Annotated in this window: 17 protein-coding genes and 1 riboswitch; of the genes, 3 read left to right on the top strand and 14 right to left on the bottom strand. The window is 76.7% G+C overall.

The genetic code is table 11. The features are described 5' to 3' along the window. Window positions 1–414 precede the first annotated feature (414 nt). From JOE68_RS21495 to JOE68_RS21445, 11 genes are all read right to left on the bottom strand, one after another. Window positions 415–1,287 carry an ArsR/SmtB family transcription factor gene (locus tag JOE68_RS21495; protein WP_307819796.1) on the bottom strand — a complete coding sequence of 291 codons (873 nt, stop codon included), beginning with the start codon at window positions 1,285–1,287 and terminating at the stop codon, window positions 415–417. Between the two features lie 100 nt (window positions 1,288–1,387). After that, the gene (gene cobA, locus JOE68_RS21490; RefSeq protein WP_204844088.1) at window positions 1,388–2,605 is read right to left on the bottom strand and encodes a uroporphyrinogen-III C-methyltransferase; all 1,218 of its coding nucleotides are present in this window, start codon (window positions 2,603–2,605) and stop codon (window positions 1,388–1,390) included. Window positions 2,606–2,651: 46 nt separating this feature from the next. After that, window positions 2,652–3,368 carry a PIG-L deacetylase family protein gene (locus JOE68_RS21485; RefSeq protein ID WP_204844087.1) on the bottom strand — a complete coding sequence of 239 codons (717 nt, stop codon included), beginning with the start codon at window positions 3,366–3,368 and terminating at the stop codon, window positions 2,652–2,654. Window positions 3,369–3,497: 129 nt separating this feature from the next. After that, window positions 3,498–4,286 carry a S1 family peptidase gene (locus JOE68_RS21480; RefSeq protein ID WP_204844086.1) on the bottom strand — a complete coding sequence of 263 codons (789 nt, stop codon included), beginning with the start codon at window positions 4,284–4,286 and terminating at the stop codon, window positions 3,498–3,500. 296 nt (window positions 4,287–4,582) lie between these two features. Then, complete coding sequence (locus JOE68_RS21475; protein WP_307819795.1) at window positions 4,583–5,863, bottom strand: cobalamin biosynthesis protein; 1,281 nt, start codon at window positions 5,861–5,863, stop codon at window positions 4,583–4,585. Window positions 5,864–6,031: 168 nt separating this feature from the next. After that, window positions 6,032–6,874, bottom strand: coding sequence for a bifunctional cobalt-precorrin-7 (C(5))-methyltransferase/cobalt-precorrin-6B (C(15))-methyltransferase (locus tag JOE68_RS21470; RefSeq protein ID WP_204844085.1), 843 nt, complete (start codon window positions 6,872–6,874; stop codon window positions 6,032–6,034). 1 nt (window position 6,875) lies between these two features. After that, window positions 6,876–7,955: a cobalt-precorrin-4/precorrin-4 C(11)-methyltransferase gene (locus JOE68_RS21465; RefSeq protein WP_204844084.1), complete on the bottom strand. Its 1,080-nt coding sequence runs from the start codon at window positions 7,953–7,955 to the stop codon at window positions 6,876–6,878. A gap of 65 nt (window positions 7,956–8,020) precedes the next feature. Then, window positions 8,021–9,394, bottom strand: coding sequence for a cobyrinic acid a,c-diamide synthase CobB (locus JOE68_RS21460; RefSeq protein ID WP_204844083.1), 1,374 nt, complete (start codon window positions 9,392–9,394; stop codon window positions 8,021–8,023). After that, complete coding sequence (gene cobO / locus JOE68_RS21455; RefSeq protein ID WP_204844082.1) at window positions 9,391–10,005, bottom strand: cob(I)yrinic acid a,c-diamide adenosyltransferase; 615 nt, start codon at window positions 10,003–10,005, stop codon at window positions 9,391–9,393. Before cobO ends, JOE68_RS21460 begins: the two co-directional genes overlap by 4 nt. A 9-nt stretch (window positions 10,006–10,014) precedes the next feature. Continuing rightward, the gene (locus tag JOE68_RS21450) at window positions 10,015–12,051 is read right to left on the bottom strand and encodes a putative cobaltochelatase (RefSeq protein ID WP_204844081.1); all 2,037 of its coding nucleotides are present in this window, start codon (window positions 12,049–12,051) and stop codon (window positions 10,015–10,017) included. 39 nt (window positions 12,052–12,090) lie between these two features. Further along, window positions 12,091–12,207, bottom strand: a riboswitch (cobalamin riboswitch). A gap of 62 nt (window positions 12,208–12,269) precedes the next feature. Continuing rightward, complete coding sequence (locus tag JOE68_RS21445; RefSeq protein ID WP_204844080.1) at window positions 12,270–13,457, bottom strand: cytochrome P450; 1,188 nt, start codon at window positions 13,455–13,457, stop codon at window positions 12,270–12,272. A 36-nt stretch (window positions 13,458–13,493) separates the two neighbouring features. Here JOE68_RS21445 and JOE68_RS21440 point away from each other — a divergent pair, with 36 nt between their 5' ends. Next, window positions 13,494–14,687 (top strand): 8-amino-7-oxononanoate synthase, encoded by a 1,194-nt coding sequence (locus tag JOE68_RS21440; RefSeq protein WP_307819794.1) that lies wholly within the window; start codon window positions 13,494–13,496, stop codon window positions 14,685–14,687. Here the strand turns inward: JOE68_RS21440 and JOE68_RS21435 are convergent. Then, window positions 14,641–15,099, bottom strand: coding sequence for a GNAT family N-acetyltransferase (locus tag JOE68_RS21435; protein WP_204844079.1), 459 nt, complete (start codon window positions 15,097–15,099; stop codon window positions 14,641–14,643). The genes JOE68_RS21440 and JOE68_RS21435 overlap by 47 nt on opposite strands. A 268-nt stretch (window positions 15,100–15,367) precedes the next feature. Between JOE68_RS21435 and JOE68_RS21430 the strand changes: the two genes are divergently transcribed. Next, window positions 15,368–15,979, top strand: coding sequence for a LysE family translocator (locus tag JOE68_RS21430; RefSeq protein ID WP_204844078.1), 612 nt, complete (start codon window positions 15,368–15,370; stop codon window positions 15,977–15,979). A gap of 438 nt (window positions 15,980–16,417) precedes the next feature. On the opposite strand, the gene JOE68_RS21425 is transcribed toward JOE68_RS21430, so the two are convergent. Beyond that, complete coding sequence (locus tag JOE68_RS21425; RefSeq protein WP_204844077.1) at window positions 16,418–17,161, bottom strand: S1 family peptidase; 744 nt, start codon at window positions 17,159–17,161, stop codon at window positions 16,418–16,420. Window positions 17,162–17,257: 96 nt separating this feature from the next. After that, window positions 17,258–18,277, bottom strand: coding sequence for a M48 family metallopeptidase (locus tag JOE68_RS21420; RefSeq protein ID WP_204844076.1), 1,020 nt, complete (start codon window positions 18,275–18,277; stop codon window positions 17,258–17,260). Window positions 18,278–18,347: 70 nt separating this feature from the next. Between JOE68_RS21420 and JOE68_RS21415 the strand changes: the two genes are divergently transcribed. Next, window positions 18,348–19,277 carry an alpha/beta hydrolase gene (locus JOE68_RS21415; RefSeq protein WP_204844075.1) on the top strand — a complete coding sequence of 310 codons (930 nt, stop codon included), beginning with the start codon at window positions 18,348–18,350 and terminating at the stop codon, window positions 19,275–19,277. Window positions 19,278–19,340: the final 63 nt, after the last annotated feature.

Genomic DNA, 19,340 nt, shown 5'->3' with positions numbered 1-19,340 from the left:
AGGCCAAGGACGAACCGGGCCGAGGTGCGGAGTCGCGCACCGGATCCGGCGGAAGGCCCCGCCCGGAGCCGAGGGCCGCGCCACCAGTCGGGAATCCCGCGACCCGGATCGCCGTCGGGGCCGCAGCCTCGCGCCGGGGCCGAAACCCGAACCCGGCCGGAGGACCGCGCCGAAGCCGAGGCCGACCCCACAGCGGCGCCGCGCGTACGGCCGCACCGCGAAACCGGACCCGCACAGCTGAGCCCGCACCGGTCCTGCGCGCACGCCCGCACCGCGCAACCACGACCACACCCGCACCGCGAAACCGATCCGCGCCGCACAACCGCACCCGCACAGCCGCACCCGCACCGCGAAATCGATCCGCACCCCGCCGCGAAAGCGAAACCGGACCCGCACAGCCGAGCCCGCGCCCCGTCACGTCATGAGGGCGTCCGCCCGCGCCGTCCGCAGGTGCAGGACCGCCCGACCGTCCCGCCGCGTCGTCACCAGCCGCGCCGCCCGCAGCACGCCGACGTGCTGCGACACCGCACCCGCCGTCACCCCGAGCCGGCGCGCCAGGTCCGTCGTGGACATCGGCGCGGCCAGCAGCACCAGCAGCGCCGCCCGGGTCCGCCCGATCAGCGCCGCCAGCTCGTCCGGCGCGGCCGGGTCACGGTCCTCCCACAGCGTCCCGATCCCCCGCGCCGGGTAGCGCACCACGCCCGGCCCCACCGGGTCGACCGCCGCCCACGCCCGCGGCCAGCCGAAGGCGCTCGGGGACAGCACCAGGCCGTCCTCCGCCAGGTCGACGCGGTGCGGCTGGTCCGGCCGGCGGTCCGCGTAGAGGACCAGCTCGCCGTCCTCCCACGCCACCTCCGGGTGCAGGTCGGCGAACACCGCCGCCGCGCCCCGGTCCGCCAGCACGGCCGCCCGGGCGGCGATGTCCGCCTCCAGCACGGCCGTGATCCGCCGCCAGTGCGGCGCGACCAGCACCTCGTGGCACCTCCGCACCACGGCCGCCACCCGCTCGGGCAGGCCGGCCAGCTCGGCCTCCAGGTCGGGCATCCGCACGTCCGGCACGGGCATCAGCGCCGCCGGCTTCACCGGCCCGGCCACCAGGTCCAGCAGCACCGGCAGGTCCTCGACGCCCGCCACCCGCTCCCGCGCCCACGACACCCACGGCAGGTGGACGGCGTGCGCGCCCGGCACGCGCAGGCCGTCCACCGCCATCACCGTCTCGAACAGGGGCGAGTACGCGAAGCGCACCTTCGCCAGCCCCACGCCGGCCAGCCTGATCCGCACCGCCACCGGACCCCCTCCCCACCTGGCGCAGGGCCTGCCGCGGGAAGCCGTGCGCGCACCGATGATCGCCGACCCGCGCTCGCGGCGCCGCGGCGGCCCCCGGTGCTCAGGACCGGGCGGGCAGCTCCCGCGCCAGCCCGGCGACCGGCCCCACGACGATGATCGCGGGCGGGCGGACGCCGTGCTCGACCACGTCCGCGGCCAGGGTGTCCAAAGTGGACCGGACGACGCGCTGGGCGCGGGTGCTGCCCTCCTGGACCACCGAGACCGGCGTGTCCCCGGGCCGCCCGGCCCGCAGCGCCGCCGCGAACGCGCCCGCCCGCTCGACGCCCATCAGGATCACCACGGTGCCGCGCAGGCGGGCCAGCGCGCCCCAGTCCACCAGCGACCGCTCGTCGTCCGGCGCGACGTGCCCGGACACGACGACCACCTCGTGCGCCACGCCCCGGTGCGTCACCGGCACGTCGGCCAGCGCGGGCACGCCGAACGCGCTGGTCACGCCGGGCACCACGGTGACCGGGACGCCGGCCTCGGCGCACGCGATCAGCTCCTCGAAGCCCCGCCCGAACACGTACGGGTCGCCGCCCTTGAGCCGCACCACGAACTTCCCGGCCCTGGCGCGCTCGACCAGGGTGCTGTTGATGAACTCCTGGGACGCGGCCCGCCCGTACGGGATCTTGGCCGCGTCCACCACCTCCACGTGCGGCGGCAGCTCGTCCAGCAGCTCCTGCGGCGCCAGCCGGTCGGCCACCACCACGTCCGCGCGGGCCAGCAGCCGCTTCCCGCGCACGGTGACCAGGTCCGGGTCGCCGGGGCCGCCGCCGACCAGCGCCACGCCGGCGGGCTGGTCGTGCGGGTCGGGCAGCGAGCCGTCCCGCAGCGCCGCCAGCAGGCCGTCGCGCACCGCCGCCGACCGCTTGTGCTGCCCGCCCGCGAGGACGCCGAGCAGCAGGCCGTCGTGCCCGCCCACGGCGGGCGTCACGGCCGTGCCCTTCACCGCGACGTCGGCCCGCACGCAGAAGACCCGCTGCGCGGTCGCGTCGGCGGTGATCCGGGCGTTGACCTCCGGGTCGGACGTGCAGGCCAGCACGTACCAGGCGCCGTCCAGGTCGCCGGTGGCGTAGGTGCGCGCGTGCCACACCGCGCCCCCCGCGTCGACGATCCCCTGGACCGCCGGCGTCACCTCGGGCGAGACGACCTCCACGAGGGCGCCGGAGGCCACCAGGCGCGGCAGCCGCCGCTGGGCGACCGTGCCGCCGCCCACGACGACGACCCGCCGCCCGGCCAGGTCGAGGCCCACAAGGTAGTGCTGTTCACCGTGCATGGGTAGAAGCATCCACATCAGACATGCCCTGTCCAACCCGGGTGCTTCACATCACCAGCAGCTCGAAGGTGGCGGCCGGGCGACCGCCGAACCTCTTCCCCGCCTCCTCGGCCTCCCGGCGCAGGAACGCCTCCGGGTCCGCCATGTCCCCGCCGCCGAGGCCGGCCAGGTAGGCGGCGTGCGCGCGCAGCGAGGCCACGCCCAGGTCGAACGTGTCGGTGAGGTCCACGGCGTGCCCGGCGTGCGGCGAGGCGGAGACCGCGACGTGCCGGACGCCGCCCCACGGCTCGACGTCCGGGTCGGGGAACACCCACCGGTTGGCCGCGTCCCGCACCGCGTCGACGACGGCCTGCCCGACGACCCGGTGGTCGGCCGTGTTCAGCGCCCCGCCGGGGAAGGTCGGGTGGTGGTTGCCGGTGATCACCAGCTCGGGGCGGTGCCGGCGGATCGCGGCGGCGATGTCGCGGCGCAGCGGCAGGCCGTACTCGACCGTGCCGTCCGGGTGGTCCAGGAACTCCACGGCCGACACGCCGACCACGGCCGCGCCGGCGAGCTGCTCGCGCACGCGCAGCGGGCCGGCTTCGTGCGGCGGCAGCCCGTCGATGCCCGCCTCGCCCCTGGTGACCAGCAGGTAGGCCACCGACTTCCCCAGGCGGGTCCAGCGGGCGACGGCGCCGGCCGCGCCGTACTCCAGGTCGTCGGGGTGCGCCACCACGGCCAGCGCGCGGTCCCAGTCCTCGGGCAGGGGCAGGTAGTCGGCCACAGCCGAACGCTACCCCCCGCCGGCCGCGCGGGGCGGTCGCGACACTTCGTCCCTCCGCAGGCCGCCCGGTCGCGCGCGGACGCCGTGCCCGCGCCCGGAGCACCGCCCCGGGCGCGGGCACGGCGCGCGTCAGGAGCCGATCTGCTGGCTCAGCACCGAGTGGTAGGACGCGATCCGCGCGTACACGCCGGGGTACCCGGCGGAGGCGCACCCGCGGCCCCACGAGGTCGCGCCGATCAGCTTGCCACCGGCGACCATCGGGCCGCCGGAGTCGCCCTGGCAGGTGTCCGTGCCGCCCTGCGGGTAGCCGGCGCACACCATGGCCGTGCTGCTGTACTGCGAGTAGGCCCGCCGGCAGGCCGTGTCGGAGTTGACCGGGACGGTGGCCTTGAGCAGGTAGCGCGACGCCGAGCCGCCCGAGGACGTGGTGCCCCAGCCCAGGATCGTGGCGTTCGTGCCCGCGGCGTAGAGCGCGCTGTCGGCCGGGGTGGCCAGCGGCAGGTAGGCCGAGGAGAGGGAGCGGTCCAGCGTCAGCACCGAGACGTCGTAGCCGGACGTCGCGGACCGGTAGCTCGGGTGGTTCCAGATCCGGGTGACGCCCGCGACGACGCCGGCCGTGCTCTGCTTGTCCTCCCGGCCCCAGACGACGCGGGTGGACGACGCCGAGCGACCGCTGGTGCAGTGCGCGGCGGTGACGACCTTGTTGGACGCCACCAGCGTGCCGCCGCAGAACTGGCCGCCGCTGGAGGTGGCCAGGTAGACGGCCCACGGGTACTGGCTGATGGACGCTCGGGTGCCGCCGACGATGAACGGCGAGACCTCGTCGGTGTCGGCGCTCGCCGGTGCGACGGTGAGCAGCCCGACCGCGGCGACGGCCGCGGCCAGAGCGGTGATCAGGCGATGCAGGGTTTTCGCCATGCTGCGCTCGTTCCTTCCGGGCAGGGCTGGTGCGGCGGCGTACTCACAGCTAGGACCAAAATCCCGGGTCCGACAAGCTCCGATCCCGGTTTGACAGTTGACGAGCGCACTTCCGTGAAGCTGAAACGAAGGCAGGCGCAACGATGTGCTCGCGCACCGCGAGGCCGACAACGGAACGTTGCGCCGGTCGCGGGATCGACCGACGGCGGCGTCGGCCGCCGGTCCCGTCCCGTTCGGCGGTCCGGGCCGCCGGTCACGCCCGGCGGTCCACAACCGACCGCCGGGCGCGGCGGGCGTCAGCCGTTCGCCACGCCGGCGACCCGGACGACCTCGGCGCGCACCGGGCCCGCCACGGTCGGCCCCGCGTCGCGGCCCACGTAGGCCACCGCCGCGCCCGCCTCGGCCAGGTCCACCGCGCCGTCGCCGCGCACCCTGGTGCCCGGCCGCAGCAGGTGCCGGACCTGGTCGACGCACTCCCGCGGGCCCACCACGACCGAGGCGCGGCGCAGCTCGGCCTCCGCGCGCGGCGTGCGCTCGTCCGCGCCGCCGGGCCCCAGGCCGATCAGGGCCAACCGCCCGCGGGGCAGCACGCGGGCCGCCGCGACGGTCACGCCGGCGCCCTTGACCTTCTCCACGGCCATCTCGACCCGGCCGCCGGCGGACAGCTCCATCGCACCGCGCAGCGCGGCGGCCTCGGCCACGCTGGGGATGCCGATGGCCAGCTCCGCCGGGTTGGGCACCGGGACGACCGCCAGCTCCTCGCCGGGGTACGCGAGCAGCGGCGCGGTGGTGGAGTCGTGCCAGAAGCCCCAGTCCTCCAGCGCGTCGGCGATGCCCTGCTCGGCGACCTTGCGGTCCAGCGTCGCGAACGCCCGGATCGCGCGCAGGTCCACCCCGCGCTCCGCCAGGCCCGCCAGCGCCGCGGAGACCGCCGAGGCGGGCACGCCGGCGCCGGACCCGACGCCGACGACGAGGGTGCGCGGGACCAGCCGCAGGAGGTGGTCCGGTCGCGGGCCGGCCGGGACGCGGTCGTCCAGCAGCACGGTCCAGCCGGTGGCGTGGCCGTGGTCGACCACGTTGTCCGGCAGGGCGGGCAGCGGGAAGCCCAGCGGGTTGGCCAGCAGCACCGGCTCGCCGGCGCGCACCGCCGCGCCGCACGCCGCCAAGTCGCCGTCCACCGCGACGTCGAGGAGCTCGACCAGCTCGTCCAGGGGCGAGGCGACCGACGAGGAGGTGACGACCGGCGTGCCGGCCACCAGCTCGGCGACCCGCCCGGCCAGCGCCCCCGCGTCGCCCAGCAGCGCCACCGCGAAGCCGCCGTCGACGCACACCACGCCGGGGTCGGAGCGCTCGTCGCGCAGCAGGGGCGCGACCAGGCGGACCGTCGCGTCCGCGCCCAGGAAGAACACCGCGGCGCCCAGGCGCGGCCACAGCCGGCGCAGCGCCGGGCCGATCGGGCCGTCGGGCACCACCGCGTCCGGTCCCAGGAAGCCGGCCAGCTCCGCCGCCGCCCGCCGCCCGCGCTCGCCCGCGGCGAACAACCCGATCACGCCCACGCCCTCCGCACCCTCGACCACGCCGGAACCCCGCCCGGTGGCCGGCCGGCCGTTCCCGGCGCGTCGGGGCGGCACCGCGGGCGCCGTGGCCGGAACCCTACCAACGCGGACGACCCCGCACCGGCCACCCCGCGGCGCGCCGGCGCAGGCGCCGACCGTCCGTCCTCAGTGGACGGAACAGGTGTCGCGTCACGACTTCCGGATGCCCCACAGCACCGTCACGGGGTTGACCGCGAGCAGCGACCCGCCGACCAGGCGGGCCGCCGACAGCTGGCTGCCCGCCACCTCGTAGCCGGCCTCCAGCAGCGCGTCCCGGGCGGGCAGCACGTGCTCCAGGTCGGCCGTCGCCACCACCACCCGGCCCGCGCCGACCCGTGCGCACCGCCGCACCGCGTCCACCCCGCCGCCGCCGACGAACACCGCGTCCGGGCGGGGCAGGTCGGCGGCCTCGGCCAGCGGCGACTCGACCACCCGCACGTCCACGCCGTGCGCGGAGGCGTTGGCGATGACGCGCACGCACTGCACCGGGTCCTGCTCCACCGCGACGACCGCCGCGCCCAGCCGCGCGCACTCCACGCCGACCGCGCCGGGGCCCGCGCCCACGTCCCACACCAGCACGCCGGGGCGGGGCGCGAGCCGGGCCAGCACCAGCGCCCGCACCTCGGCCGCGGCCACCATCCCGTCGCGGTGGGCGAAGTCGTCGTCGGGCAGCGCCCAGCCCCCGGCCGCGGGCTCCCGCCCGCCGGCCGCCGCGCACAGCACGAACGCGGGCTCGTCCCACCGCCGCACGACGGCGTCCGCCGGGTCCGCGGTGGACAGACCGGAGGCGTCGGCCACGGTCAGCACCCGCCGCCACCCCGCCAGCCCGGCGGCCAGTTCCGCGGGGTCGGCCCCGGCCACCACGACCGCCGGGCGGGCGCGGCAGACGTTCAGCGCGTGCCGCGCGCCGCGCGCCGCGGCGTCGACCACCGCGACCGACCCCCACGAGCGGCCGGTCGCGTCGAGGAAGTCCCGCAGCGCGACGACGTCCACGTCAGTCCGCGCTCTTGGCCCGGCGGGCCCGCGCTGCGGCGGACTTCTTCGCCGCGCGGCGCGGCGCGGCGCCCGCCTGGACCGCGTTCGTCTGGACCGCGCTCGCCTGGACCCCGGTCGACTTGCGCTTGGCCGCCGCGACGGTCGCCTTCGGCTCGGGCTCGGCGGGGGACGCCGCGGGCGCCGGTTCGGCGGCCTCGGGCGCGGGGGCCGGCTCGTCGTCGCCGGGCCTGGCCTTCGCGGGCGCGGCGCGGCGGGCCCGCGCGGTCTCCTGCCAGTCGTGCACGGCCGACCACGCCGCGACCGACGCCGAGTCGCGCGAGGCGCGCATCGCCCACTTCGACGGCCGCGACCGCCGCACCGGCTCGTCGCCGATCGGCGTGCGCCGGGTCGCGGGCTCCTTGAGCGCCTCGCCGACCAGGAACAGCGTGGTGCGGTAGAGCTTGTGCTCCTTCACGCACGCCTCCAGCCCGCCGAGCGTGGTCCGCGCGACCGTCTCGTCCGGCAGGGAGACCTTGTAGGCCACCACGACCGGCGTGTCGTCGGGGTACCCGCCCTCCCGCAGCCGCTCCACGACCCGCCCGGTCCGCGCGCCGGACGCCGAGATCGCCATCGTGGCGCCGTGCGCGGCGAACCCGGCCAGGTGCTCGTCGCCCTCGGGGGCGGTCAGCACCAGCGACTGCGCCACCTCCGAGCCGGTCAGCTCGCGGCCGATCGACGCGCCCGCCGCCGACACCGCCGACACGCCGGGCACGACCTCGGTCTCCAGCCCCAGCTTCCGGCACGTCTCGTGCTGCTCGCGCAGGCCGCCCCACAGCGCCGGGTCGCCCGCGTGCAGGCGCACCACCCGCAGCCCGCTCGCCGACGCCCGCCGGTACAGGTCGAGGACCTCGGACTCGGGGACGCGGGAGAGGTCCAGCAGCTCGGCGTCCGGGCGGGCGTGCTCGCGCACGCACTCGGCCTCCACGACGCTGGGCGCCCACACCACCACGTCGGCCTCGGCTATCCGTCGGGCGCCCCGCAGGGTGATCAGATCGGCGGCGCCGGGACCGGCGCCCACGAAGGTGACCCGACCAGTCATCACCACTGCTCCCCGTGACGTGTGCGGCTTGGTGGGCACGGACGTTACCGCGCAGGCACGCGCCACTAACGAGTGGCCTCGCGCCGCGCGGACCCGCTCGCGCAGGCGCGGACGAAGCGCGCGACGGACTCCGGCGCGGACGCCGGGTGGGTGTGCAGGTACGACGCGTGCACGCCGTCGAGCACGAAGCCCTCCGCGACCGGGCGCGCGTCGTGGCCGCGCCACCGCCAGGCCGGGCGGGCGCCGGCGGGCGCGCTCAGCGCGGTCCGGTGGAACTCGTGCCCGGTGATCCGCGCGCCCGCCGGCGCGAGCACCGAGTCGACCGGCGCGACGGCGTCCCGGTAGCCCAGCGTCAGCCTCGGCGTCATGGCGCCGTCGGCGTCGAGCACGCCGCACATCGGCACGCCGTCCAGCGACCGCGCCAGGTACAGCAGGCCGCCGCACTCGGCGTGCACGGGACCGCCGGACCGGGCGAGCGCGGCGACGGCGGCCCGCAGCCCGGCGTTGGCCGACAGCCCGTCGGCGTGCTGCTCGGGGAACCCGCCGGGCAGCACCAGGCCGGTCGTGCCCTCGGGCAGGTCCTCGTCGCGCAGCGGGTCCACGACGACGACCTCCGCGCCCGCCGCGCGCAGCAGCTCGACGTGCTCGGCGTAGCCGAAGGTGAACGCCGCGCCGCCCGCGACCGCCACGACCGGCGCCCCGGGCACCGGCGCGACCTCCGCGCCGGGGTCCCAGGTGGGCACGGCCATCGAGGGCGCGCCGGCCGCCAGCCGCCGCACGGCGTCGAGGTCCACGTGCCGGGCGACCGCCGCGGCGATCGCGTCCACCGCGTCCACCGCCGCCCGGCCGTGCTCGGCCGCCGTCACCAGGCCCAGGTGCCGGGACGGCAGCCGGAACCCGTCGTCGCGCGGCAGCACGCCCAGCACCTCCAGCCCGACCTCGGCGCACGCGCCGCGCAGCACGTGCTCGTGCCGCGCCGACCCGACCTGGTTGAGCACCACGCCGCCGAGCCGCACGGTCGGGTCGTAGCCCCGGAAGCCGTGCAGCAGCGCGGCGAGGCTGCGGCTCTGGCCGCGCGCGTCGACCACGAACAGCACCGGCGCGGACAGCAGCTTGGCGACGTGCGCGGTGGACCCGATGCCCTCGGTGTCCACCCGCCCGTCGAACAGCCCCATCACGCCCTCCACCACGGCCACGTCGCAGCCCCGCGCGCCGTGCGCGAACAGCGAGGCGACGCGGTGCTCGCCGAGCATCACCGGGTCGAGGTTGCGGCCCGGCCGGCCGGTGGCCAGCCCGTGGTAGCCGGGGTCGATGTAGTCCGGCCCGACCTTGAAGGGGGCCACCCGGTCCCCGGCCCGCCGCAGCGCCGCCATCAGGCCGGTGGCCACGGTGGTCTTGCCGCTGCCCGACGCGGGCGCGGCGACCACCAGGCGGCTCACCACTCGATCCCCTTCTGACCCTTCTGGCCCGCGTCCATCGGGTGCTTGACCTTGGTCATCTCCACCACCAGGTCGGCGGCGTCGACCAGGGCCCGCGGCGCGTGCCGGCCGGTGATCACCACGTGCTGGTGGCCCGGCCGGTCGCGCAGCGCCGCGACCACCTCGGCCACGTCGACCCAGCCCCAGTGCAGCGGGTAGGTGAACTCGTCGAGCACGTACAGGCCGTGCCGCTCGGCCCGCAGCCGGCGGGCGATCTCCGCCCAGCCCTCGCGGGCGGCGGCGGCGTGGTCCTCCTCGGTGCCCTGCTTGCGGGACCAGGACCAGCCCTCGCCCATCTTGTGCCACTCGACGGGCCCGCCCTCGCCGGTCTGCTCGTGCAGCCGGCCCAGCGCGCGGAAGGCCGTCTCCTCGCCGACCTTCCACTTGGCCGACTTCACGAACTGGAACACGCCGATGGACCAGCCCTGGTTCCACCCGCGCAGCGCGAGGCCGAAGGCCGCGGTCGACTTGCCCTTCATCTCCCCGGTGTGCAGCAGGGTCAGGGGGCGGTTGCGCCGCTGCCGGGTGGTGAGCCCGTCGGCGGGGACGGCGGTGGGTCGTCCTTGAGGCACTGGTGGCTCCTACGCGGCTCGTGCGGCGCGCACCACGCCGGCGACCTGGTCGGCTGACAGTTCTTCCAGACGCAGGCACGCCGCGTCCAGTGCCGCGGCGACCCGACCGGCCAGGCCGAGGCGCACGTGACCGGACTCGCAGTCCACCACCACGGCGGCCACCCCGTCGCCGGCCAGCAGCGACGCGGCGCGCAGGGCGTCGCGCAGCGGGTCGCCGCCGGAACCGCTCGCGGTGGCGCGGCCGTCGGTGAGCAGCACCAGCAGCGGGCGGCGGCGCGGGTCGCGGACCCGCTCGACCGCCAGCACCCGGCGGGCGCGCAGCAGCCCGTCGGCCAGCGGGGTGCGCCCGCCGGTGCGCAGCCGGCGCAGCCGGGAGACCGCCGCGTCCACGGAGTTCGTCGGCGGCAGCGCGGTCTCGGCCGCGCCGCCGCGGAAGGTGACGACGCCGACCTTGTCCCGGCGCTGGTAGGCGTCGCGCAGCAGGGACACGACCGCGCCGCTGACCGCGGACATGCGCTGCCGGGCGGCCATCGAGCCCGACGCGTCGACCGCGAACAGCACCAGGTTGCCCTCCTTGCCCTCCCGGACCGACAGCCGCAGGTCCGCGCCGCGCAGCACCAGCCCGGGACCGCTGCGGCCCCGGGCGGCCTGGAACGGCGCCGCCGCCGCCAGCGTGCCGACCAGGTGCAGACCGCTGCCGCCCGCGGTGGTGGACCGGACGACCCGGCCGGTGCGCGCACGGGCCCGGGAGCGCTTGCCGGGCGCGCCCTCGCCGACGCCGGGCACCTCCAGCAGCCGGGTGCGGAACGACGGCGCGGGCACGTGCGCGCGCTCCGCCGACGAGCCGCCCGGCCGCCCCGGACCGTCCGGAGTGGACTCCGACGCGTCCGGGGCGGGCCCGTCGCCGGGCCGCCCGCCGTCGTCGGGGCCGCCCGGACCGTCGTCCGGGCCGTCACCCGGGTCGTCGGGGCCGTCCGGGTCGTCCTCCGGGTCCTCTTCCGGGTCCTCCTCCGGGCCGCCCCCGGGCTCCCCGGCGTGGTCCGCGCCCTGGCGCAGGGCGTCCTGGAGCTGCTCCTCCTCCAGGCCGGGCTCGTCGAACGGGTCGCGGCGCTTGCGGTGCGGCAGCGCCAGCCGCACTGCCGCCGCCACGTCCTGCTCCCCCACCTCGTCCGCGCCGCGCCACGCGGCGTGCGCGACGGCCGTGCGGGCGACCACCAGGTCCGCCCGCATCCCGTCGACCTCGAACGCGGCGCAGACGCCGGCGATGCGGCGCAGCTCGGCGTCGGGCAGCACGACGCGCGGCAGGCGCGCGCGGGCCTCGACGATCCGGGCGGCCAGCGCGGCGTCCTCGTCGGCCCAGCGCGCGGCGAAGCCCTCCGGGTCGGCCTCGTAGGCCAGCCGCCGCCGGATGACCTCGGTGCGGGTCGGCACGTCGCGGTCCGCCCGCACCGCCACGGTCAGCCCGAAGCGGTCCAGCAGCTGCGGGCGCAGCTCGCCCTCCTCCGGGTTCATCGTGCCCACCAGCAGGAACGACGCCGGGTGCGACACCGACACGCCCTCGCGCTCGACGTGCGCCCGGCCCATCGCGGCGGCGTCGAGCAGCAGGTCCACCAGGTGGTCGTGCAGCAGGTTGACCTCGTCGACGTAGAGCACGCCCCGGTGCGCGGCGGCCAGCAGCCCCGGCTGGTAGGCCCGCACGCCCTCGGTCAGCGCGCGCTCCAGGTCCAGCGAGCCGATCAGCCGGTCCTCGGTCGCGCCGACCGGCAGCTCGACCAGCCGCGCGACCCGCCGCTCCGCGGTGGCGGAGGTGTGCGGGCCGTCCGGGCAGTCGGCGGCCACGGCGGGGTCGCAGCCGAAGCGGCAGCCCGCCACGACCTCCAGCGGGGGCAGCAGCGCGGCGAGGGCGCGGACCGCGGTCGACTTCGCGGTCCCCTTCTCGCCTCGGACCAGCACCCCGCCGATGCCGGGGTGGACGGCGTTGAGCAACAGGGCCGTGCGGAGGTCGTCCTGCCCGACGACAGCGGAAAAGGGGAAACGCGCGCCCATGCGGCGGTGTCCTTCCTCGGGTGTCCACGCCCGTGTCCGGTTCGGTGAGTTCGGGGGTCGAGTTCCTGACTCCCGGATCCACGCGCCCGGTCACAGTGGCGGGACCGTGCCGGATTCGCACCGGCTTCCTCGCGCACCCCTACAACCCGGGCATCGTCGCACCCGCGGCCGGGTCGTCCAAGTCCCGAAGGCCGGGAGCCCGATCACCGTGAAGCAGGTCACGGCGCGCCGGCGCGCTCCGGGCGGGTGTCGCCCAACCGGACGCGGACGCTCAGCGGCGCCCGGAAGGACAGCAGGCTCAGCATCGGCGGCGGCTCGGCGGAGGCCAGGCGCAGGCGCGGGAAGCGGGCGCGGGTCTCGCGCAGCACCACCTCCGCCTCCAGGCGGGCCAGGCCGGCGCCCAGGCAGAAGTGCCTGCCGTGGCCGAACGCCAGGTGCTTGCGGGAGTTCGGCCGGGCCGGGCACAGGCGCTCGGGATCGGGGAACACCTCCGGGTCGGACCCGGAGCCGGCGAGCATCAGCAGCAGGTGCGCGCCCGCCGGCACGGCCACGCCGGAGAGCGTCACCGGCTCGGCCGCGATCCGCCGCCACGTGCTGACCGGCGCGTCGCGGCGCAGCACCTCCTCCACGACCCCCGCCGCCACGCCCGGCTCGGCCAGCCGCGCCCACAGGCCGTCCTGCCGCAGGACGGCGTCGAACGCCGCGCACAGCAGCTGGGTGGTCGTCTCCTGGCCCGCGATGAGCAGGAAGTAGCACAGGCCGGCCGCCTCCCGCAGGGGCACGTCGCGCAGCGCGCCGAACAGGTCGTCGCCGCGGGCGGTCCGGATCCGGTGGGTCAGCCAGCGGTGGAACTCGGCGGTCGGCCCCGCCAGCTCGCGCTGGCGCTCCCGCGACGGGTTGCCCCAGAACAGCTCCAGGGACGCCGTGCTCCACGCCTTGAGCGCCGGGACGTCGACGCCCTCGCTGCGGATGCCCAGGACCTCCAGCAGCACGATCGCGGGCAGGTCCCGCGCCAGCGCCGGGTGCAGGTCGACGACCGGGCCGGTCAGCCGCGCCAGCCGGGCGCGGGCCAGCTCGGCGATCCGGGGCCGCATCGCCCGCACGCGGGCCGGGGTGAGGAACGCGGCGACGAGCCGGCGCAGCCCGGCGTGGGTGCCGGTGCCGTTGTTGGCCAGCGTCGGCGGCAGCGAGAAGCCCGAGCGGGCCAGCACCCGCAGGACCGGGCGCGGGATCGGGGTCACGGCGGTCAGCGCGTTGTCCGGGTGGAACCGCTTCGGGTCGGCGAGCACGGCGCGCACGTCGTCGTAGCGGCTGACCAGCCACAGCCCGGACTCGCCCGCCCGGTGGACCGGCGCGTCGGCGCGCAGCGAGCGCAGGTCGGCCGGCCCGAGCTGGAAGAGGTCCACGCGGGGACGGTAGCGGCCGGATGCGACACTGCCGGCGTGAGCGTGAGCACAGCGGTCGGGAGCGGTCCGGAATCGGTGTTCGACTGGGTGGACACCCGCGCGCAGGCCCGGGCCAAGGCGGGCCTGGCCCGCCGCGTCCGGCCCCGACCGGCCACCTCCACCGACCTGGACCTGGCGTCCAACGACTACCTCGGCCTGACCCGCGACAAGCGCGTCACGGGCGCGGCGGCCGCCGCGGCGCTGCGCTGGGGCGCGGGGTCGACCGGGTCGCGGCTGGTCACCGGCTCCACCGAGCTGCACACCGAGCTGGAGTACGAGCTGGCGAACTTCTGCGGCGCGCAGGCGGCGCTGGTGTTCTCCTCCGGCTACGCGGCGAACCTGGCCGCGCTCACGGCGCTGTCCGGCCCCGGCACGGCGATCGTGGCCGACCAGCACATCCACGCGTCGCTGATCGACGGCACGCGGCTGTCCAAGGCCGACGTGGTGGTGGCCGGGCACTGCGACGTCCCGCAGGTCGCGCACGCGCTGGCGACGCGGGGCAAGCGGCGGGCGCTGGTGGTCACCGACTCGGTGTTCTCCGTCGACGGCGACCTGGCGCCGCTGCCCGAGCTGGCGGCGGCGTGCCGCGAGCACGCCTCGGCGCTGGTGGTGGACGACGCGCACGGCCTCGGCGTGCTCGGCGAGGGCGGCCGGGGCGCCGTGCACGCGGCCGGGCTGGCCAAGGCGCCCGACGTCGTGACGACCGTGACGCTGTCCAAGTCGCTGGGCGCGCAGGGCGGCGCGGTGCTCGGGCCGAGCCGGGTGATCCGGCACCTGGTCGACACGGCCCGGACGTTCATCTTCGACACCGGCCTGGCGCCGGGCAGCGCGGCGGCGGCGCTGGCGGCGCTGAAGGCGCTGCGCGAGGAGCCGGACCGCCCGGCCCGCGCCCTGGCCGTGGCCCGGGACCTGGCGGAGCGGCTGCGCGCGGCGGGCCTGCTGGTCGGCAGCCCGGCGGCGGCGGTGGTGTCGGTGCGCGCGCCGTCGCCCGAGGCCGCGCTCGACTGGGCCGAGGCGTGCCGGGCGCAGGGCGTGCTGGTCGGCTGCTTCCGGCCGCCGTCAGTGCCCGACCAGGTCTCCCGCCTGCGGCTGACCGCGCGGGCCGACCTGACCGAGGCCGACGTCGAGCGGGCCGTGCGGGTGATCAGCGGGACCGGCGCATCCGCAGGTGCGGTATCCCGTCCTCGATGAACTCCGAGCCCTCGGGCATGAACCCGAACGAGGCGTAGAAGTCGGCGACGTAGGTCTGCGCGTCCAGCACGCACACCCGCCGGCCGACCTCGACCAGCGCGGCCTCCACCAACCGCCGGCTGTAGCCGCGACCGCGCGCGGCGCGGGCCGTGCACACGCGCCCGATGCGGAACGCGCCGTCGGGCTCCTCCAGCAGCCTCAGGTAGGCCCGCGGTTCGGGTGAGGAGTCCGCCTCCAGCCAGAAGTGCCTGGTACCGGGCTCCAGGTCGCGGCCGTCCAGCTCCGGGTAGGGGCAGGACTGCTCGACCACGAAGACCTCGCCGCGCAGCTTGAGCAGGGCGTACAGCTGCGCGGAGGTCAGGTCGGCCGACCACTTGCGGCGCAGCGTGGCCGGATAGGGATGCGAGCGCACATCGCGTTGGTACCACAGTCCCGGACGCCCGGGGGTGTGACTCGTCCTGCCGCGGCGCTCCGGGCCGCGGCCGTCGCGACCGCGCGTCCCCGGCCGCCGGTGCGCGCCTCCCCCCGCCGCGGGGCACTCCTCCCGGCCGCGGTGGGCGATAAGGCGTCAACGGGTATCGAAGCGGGAAATTTTGTTGTTAGGATCGCCTGGAGCCGAAGATTTGACGGCACGTGAGGCAGATCACCGCTATCTGTCCGGAACCCGAGGGAGGGAAACCATGCACCTGGACTTCACCCAGCTACCGACGTTCCTCATCGCGTGCGCGGTCGTCGTGCTGACGCCGGGCGTGGACGCGTTCCTCCTGCTCCGGACCTCGATGCGGGCCGGCACCAGGGCGGGGCTGTGGGCGCTGGCCGGCATCCACACGGCGGCGGCCGCGCAGGTGGGGCTGGTCATCTCCGGCCTGGGCGTGGTGATCGCGCGGTACCCGGTGGTGCTGACCGCGCTGAAGTGGGTCGGCGCGGCCTACCTGCTGTACCTGGCGCTGGGCATCGCGCGCGGGCTGCTGCGCCGCGACGCGCCCGAGGAGGCCGGCGAGGTCGCCGCCGACCGCCCGTTCCGGCAGGGCTTCCTGACCAACATCACCAACCCGAAGATGCTGCTGTTCAGCCTGGCGTTCCTGCCGCACTTCATCGGCGCCGGCAGCCCCGCCGCGCAGCTGACCGTGCTGGCGCTGGTCTTCCTGGCGATGGCGGCGCTCTGGGAGCTGCTGATCGTGCTGGCCGCGAGCAGCATGGGCCGCCGACTGCGCAAGCCGGGCGTGACGACCGCGCTGGACGCGGTCTGCGCGGCGGTGTTCCTGACCATGTCGGTGGGCCTGGTGGTCTGAGGGCCCACCCCGCCGGGCCCGGTCGGCCGACCTCGCGGGCCGGGCGTCTCCGGGCGGGCCGGGGCGCACCGCGGAGCGGCGCCGTCGGGCAGCGCCGCCGGGGTGCAGCGCAGGACAGCACCGCCGGGGCGCACCGCGGGGCAGCGCCGCCGGAGCGCGCCGCCGGGCGGCACCGCCACCGCCGAGCCCGAGCCGGCCGACGGGCGCACCGCACCCCGCGGCCGGCCTCGACACCCCGGCCGCGCGCCCCTCGACCACCCGCACCGGAACACCCGACGCCCGGTCACCCGACGCCGAAGCCCGGCCGCACCGAACCACCCGACGCCGAAGCCCGGCAGCACCGGATCACCCGTGCCGAAGCCCGGCCGCGCCGGACGACCGCGGACCGGTCCGCCCGCCACCCGGCGACCGCGCGCCCGCCGCTCGCGTTCGCGGGCCCTACCCGAAGATCTGCTCGTCCAGCTCCGCCCGGTAGGCCGTGATCCGCGAGTACACGCCCGGCCTGTTCTCGCGCGCGCACCCCTCGCCCCAGGACGTCACGCCGATCAGCCGCCCGTCCGCGACCAGCGGACCGCCCGAGTCGCCCTGGCACGTGTCGACCCCGCCCTCGGGCACCCCGGCGCACACCATGTGCTCCGACCGGAACTGCGGGTAGGACTCGGCGCACGACTCGTCCGACACCACCGGCAGCTCGACGCCCATCAGGTACCGCGAGGTCGCGCCCTGCTCGGACGTCCGGCCCCAGCCCAGCGCCAGCGCCCACGTCCCGGGCTCGTACAGCCCCTCGCCCTCGGCCAGCTCCAGCGGCGAGACCGACACCGCGCGCTTCAGCGTCAGCACCGCCACGTCGTAGCCGCGGTCGGCCGACACGAACTCCGGGTGCGTCCAGACCTCCACCACCGGCACCGCCACGCCCTGCGAGCTGTCCCGCTTGTCCTCCCGGCCGACGACCACCCGCGCGGTCTTCGGCGCCAGGCCCGTCGCGCAGTGCGCGGCGGTCAGCACCTTCGCCGGCGCGACCAGCGTCCCGCCGCAGAACTGATTGCCCTGCGCGTCGGTCAGGTAGACGACCCACGGGTGGTCGTCGATGGACACCCGCGAGCCACCCACCACGCGGGGGTCGGCCGCTGCTGCGCCCCCGCCCAACACCATCAACACCAGCACCAGCGCACCCAGCCGCACGGCCCCTCCTCCGATCAAGAGCGATGATCAGAGACTAGCCACAACGGACGACAGTTATGCGACGTTCAGCCTAATGGGCCAGTGCCGGTGTCCGGGTCACCGATCGCCACCGAACCTCGACCGCACCCGGTCCGCCGCGCCCACGAGCACGTCGCCCACCTCGTTGAGCACCTTCACCAGCGGGTCCTCCGAGCGCTCGGCGGAGTCCTTGTAGGACTTGGCCGCCGCCTTGAGGTCCTCGGTGAACGTGGACGCCGGCCGGTCGTCCTCGCGCCGCGCGTAGTTCCCGGTGAGGATCTCCCGGTACTCCTCGCCCGCCGCCCACCGCTGCAGCTCCGCCGCCCGCACGACGGCCATCGGGTGCGTGCTGCGCCAGGTCTTGATCAGCTTGAGCAGGCTGTCGCGCACGTCCTCGACCTGCTCGTACTCCTTGGCCTGCTTCAGGAACTCGGCGGTGTCCACCTGGCTCAGGTCCATGCCGCCCGCCAGCGCCACGTGCGCCCGCAGCGCCGCCGCCGGGTCCTGCCCGACCAGCAGCCCGGCCCGGTCGCAGCTCAGCTCGGTCTTGCGGTACCACTCCAGCAGCGCCGCGATGACCGCCCGGATCGCCCAGAACCCGGCCGGCATCCAGCCGAGGCCGTGCTGGATGTCCATCAGCCGGTACAGGATGGTCTGGTAAAGCGCGTGGCCGGACAGCACGTGGCCCATCTCGTGCCCGATCACGAACCGCTTGCTGTCGCCGTCCAGCAGCTCCAGCAGGCCCGTGGACACCACGATGAACGGCTTGTCGATGCCCAGCGTCCGCGCGTAGACGTTCGGGTCGCGCTGCACGAACAGCTCGGGCACCGGGTCGATGTCCAGCGTCGCCGCCGCCTCCAGCCGGATGCGGTCCAGCTCCGGGTACTGCCTGGGCCCCACGCGAATCGCGGAAGCCACGTAGCCCAGCCGCTCACCCCGCTCGGTGAACGCGCCCGCCACCGCCTGCAACACGGGCCCGATCCCCGGAACCGCCCGCAGGACCGCCAACGCCCCCCTGTCGACCGGGTGCTCGTAGGCCCGCGGGCTGATGCCGGGGAACCTGACGCGCGCCGTCGACCGCTCGATCTCCTCGCTCATGCCGTCCAGACTGCCACGCCCCGGCGGGCCGCTTCCCCGAAAAGGAGCAATCGCGATGCACACTGGCCCCATGACAGACGTGCTCGGCGCCGACTACGAGATCCGCACCCTGCCCCTGGGCGGCGGGGACGTCAGCGCGACGCTGGTCCGCCTCCGGGCGCGGCCCGCGTCCAGGGGCGCCGTGCTCTACGTCCACGGCTTCGCGGACTACTTCTTCCAGAAGCACGTCGCCGAGCACTTCGCCGCGCGCGGGTTCGACTTCTACGGCGTCGACCTGCGCGCGTACGGCCGGTCCCTGCGGCCCGGCGAGACGGCCAACTTCGTGGCGGACCTCGCCGAGCACTTCGAGGAGATCGACGCGGCGGTCCGCGTGATCCGCGAGGAGGACGGCCACCGGCACCTGGTGCTGATGGGCCACTCGACGGGCGGCCTCATCACCAGCCTGTGGGCGCACGAGCGGCGCGCCGACGACCTGATCGACGCGCTGGTGCTCAACAGCCCGTGGCTGGACCTCGCCGAACCGTGGCTGGTCCGCACCGCGGGCTCGGCGCTCGTCCGCGGCGTCGGCCGGGTCGCGCCGCGGCTGGTGGTGCGCAAGGGCCTCGGCCCGGTCTACGGCCAGAGCATCCACTCCGACCACCACGGCGAGTGGGACTACGACACGACGTGGAAGCCGATCGAGGCGTTCCCGGTGCTGGCCGGCTGGCTGCGGGCGGTGCGCCGGGGGCAGGCGCGGCTGCACCGCGGCCTGGACGTGGGCGTGCCGGTGCTGGTGCTGCGGTCGGCGCGCAGCCACCTGCGGGCGCGGTGCTGGACGCCGGAGGCGATGACCTCGGACACCGTGCTGGACGTGGAGCACATGCAGCGGTGGGCGCCGCGGATCGGCCGCCGGGTGACGGTCGTCCGGGTGGACAACGGGATGCACGACCTGTTCCTGTCGGCCGGGCCGGTGCGGGCGCGGGCGCTGGCCGAGGTCGACGGGTTCCTCGACGGGATCTAGCCGGCCGGGCTCCCACGGCCGTGCTTCCACAGTCGGGCGCCCACGGCCGCGCATCCACAGTCG

Source organism: Saccharothrix algeriensis (assembly GCF_016907655.1).
GTDB lineage: Bacteria > Actinomycetota > Actinomycetes > Mycobacteriales > Pseudonocardiaceae > Actinosynnema > Actinosynnema algeriense.
This window is presented reverse-complemented; position numbering and strand designations above follow the sequence as displayed.

What these genes read in the sequence shown, in the direction of transcription:
- JOE68_RS21450 (WP_204844081.1), bottom strand. Translation starts at nt 12,051, where the DNA reads ATGGGCGCGCGTTTCCCCTTTTCCGCTGTCGTCGGGCAGGACGACCTC.
- JOE68_RS21465 (WP_204844084.1), bottom strand. Translation starts at nt 7,955, where the DNA reads ATGACTGGTCGGGTCACCTTCGTGGGCGCCGGTCCCGGCGCCGCCGAT.
- JOE68_RS21420 (WP_204844076.1), bottom strand. Translation starts at nt 18,277, where the DNA reads ATGAGCGAGGAGATCGAGCGGTCGACGGCGCGCGTCAGGTTCCCCGGC.
- JOE68_RS21415 (WP_204844075.1), top strand. Translation starts at nt 18,348, where the DNA reads ATGACAGACGTGCTCGGCGCCGACTACGAGATCCGCACCCTGCCCCTG.
- JOE68_RS21430 (WP_204844078.1), top strand. Translation starts at nt 15,368, where the DNA reads ATGCACCTGGACTTCACCCAGCTACCGACGTTCCTCATCGCGTGCGCG.
- cobA (WP_204844088.1), bottom strand. Translation starts at nt 2,605, where the DNA reads ATGCACGGTGAACAGCACTACCTTGTGGGCCTCGACCTGGCCGGGCGG.
- JOE68_RS21480 (WP_204844086.1), bottom strand. Translation starts at nt 4,286, where the DNA reads ATGGCGAAAACCCTGCATCGCCTGATCACCGCTCTGGCCGCGGCCGTC.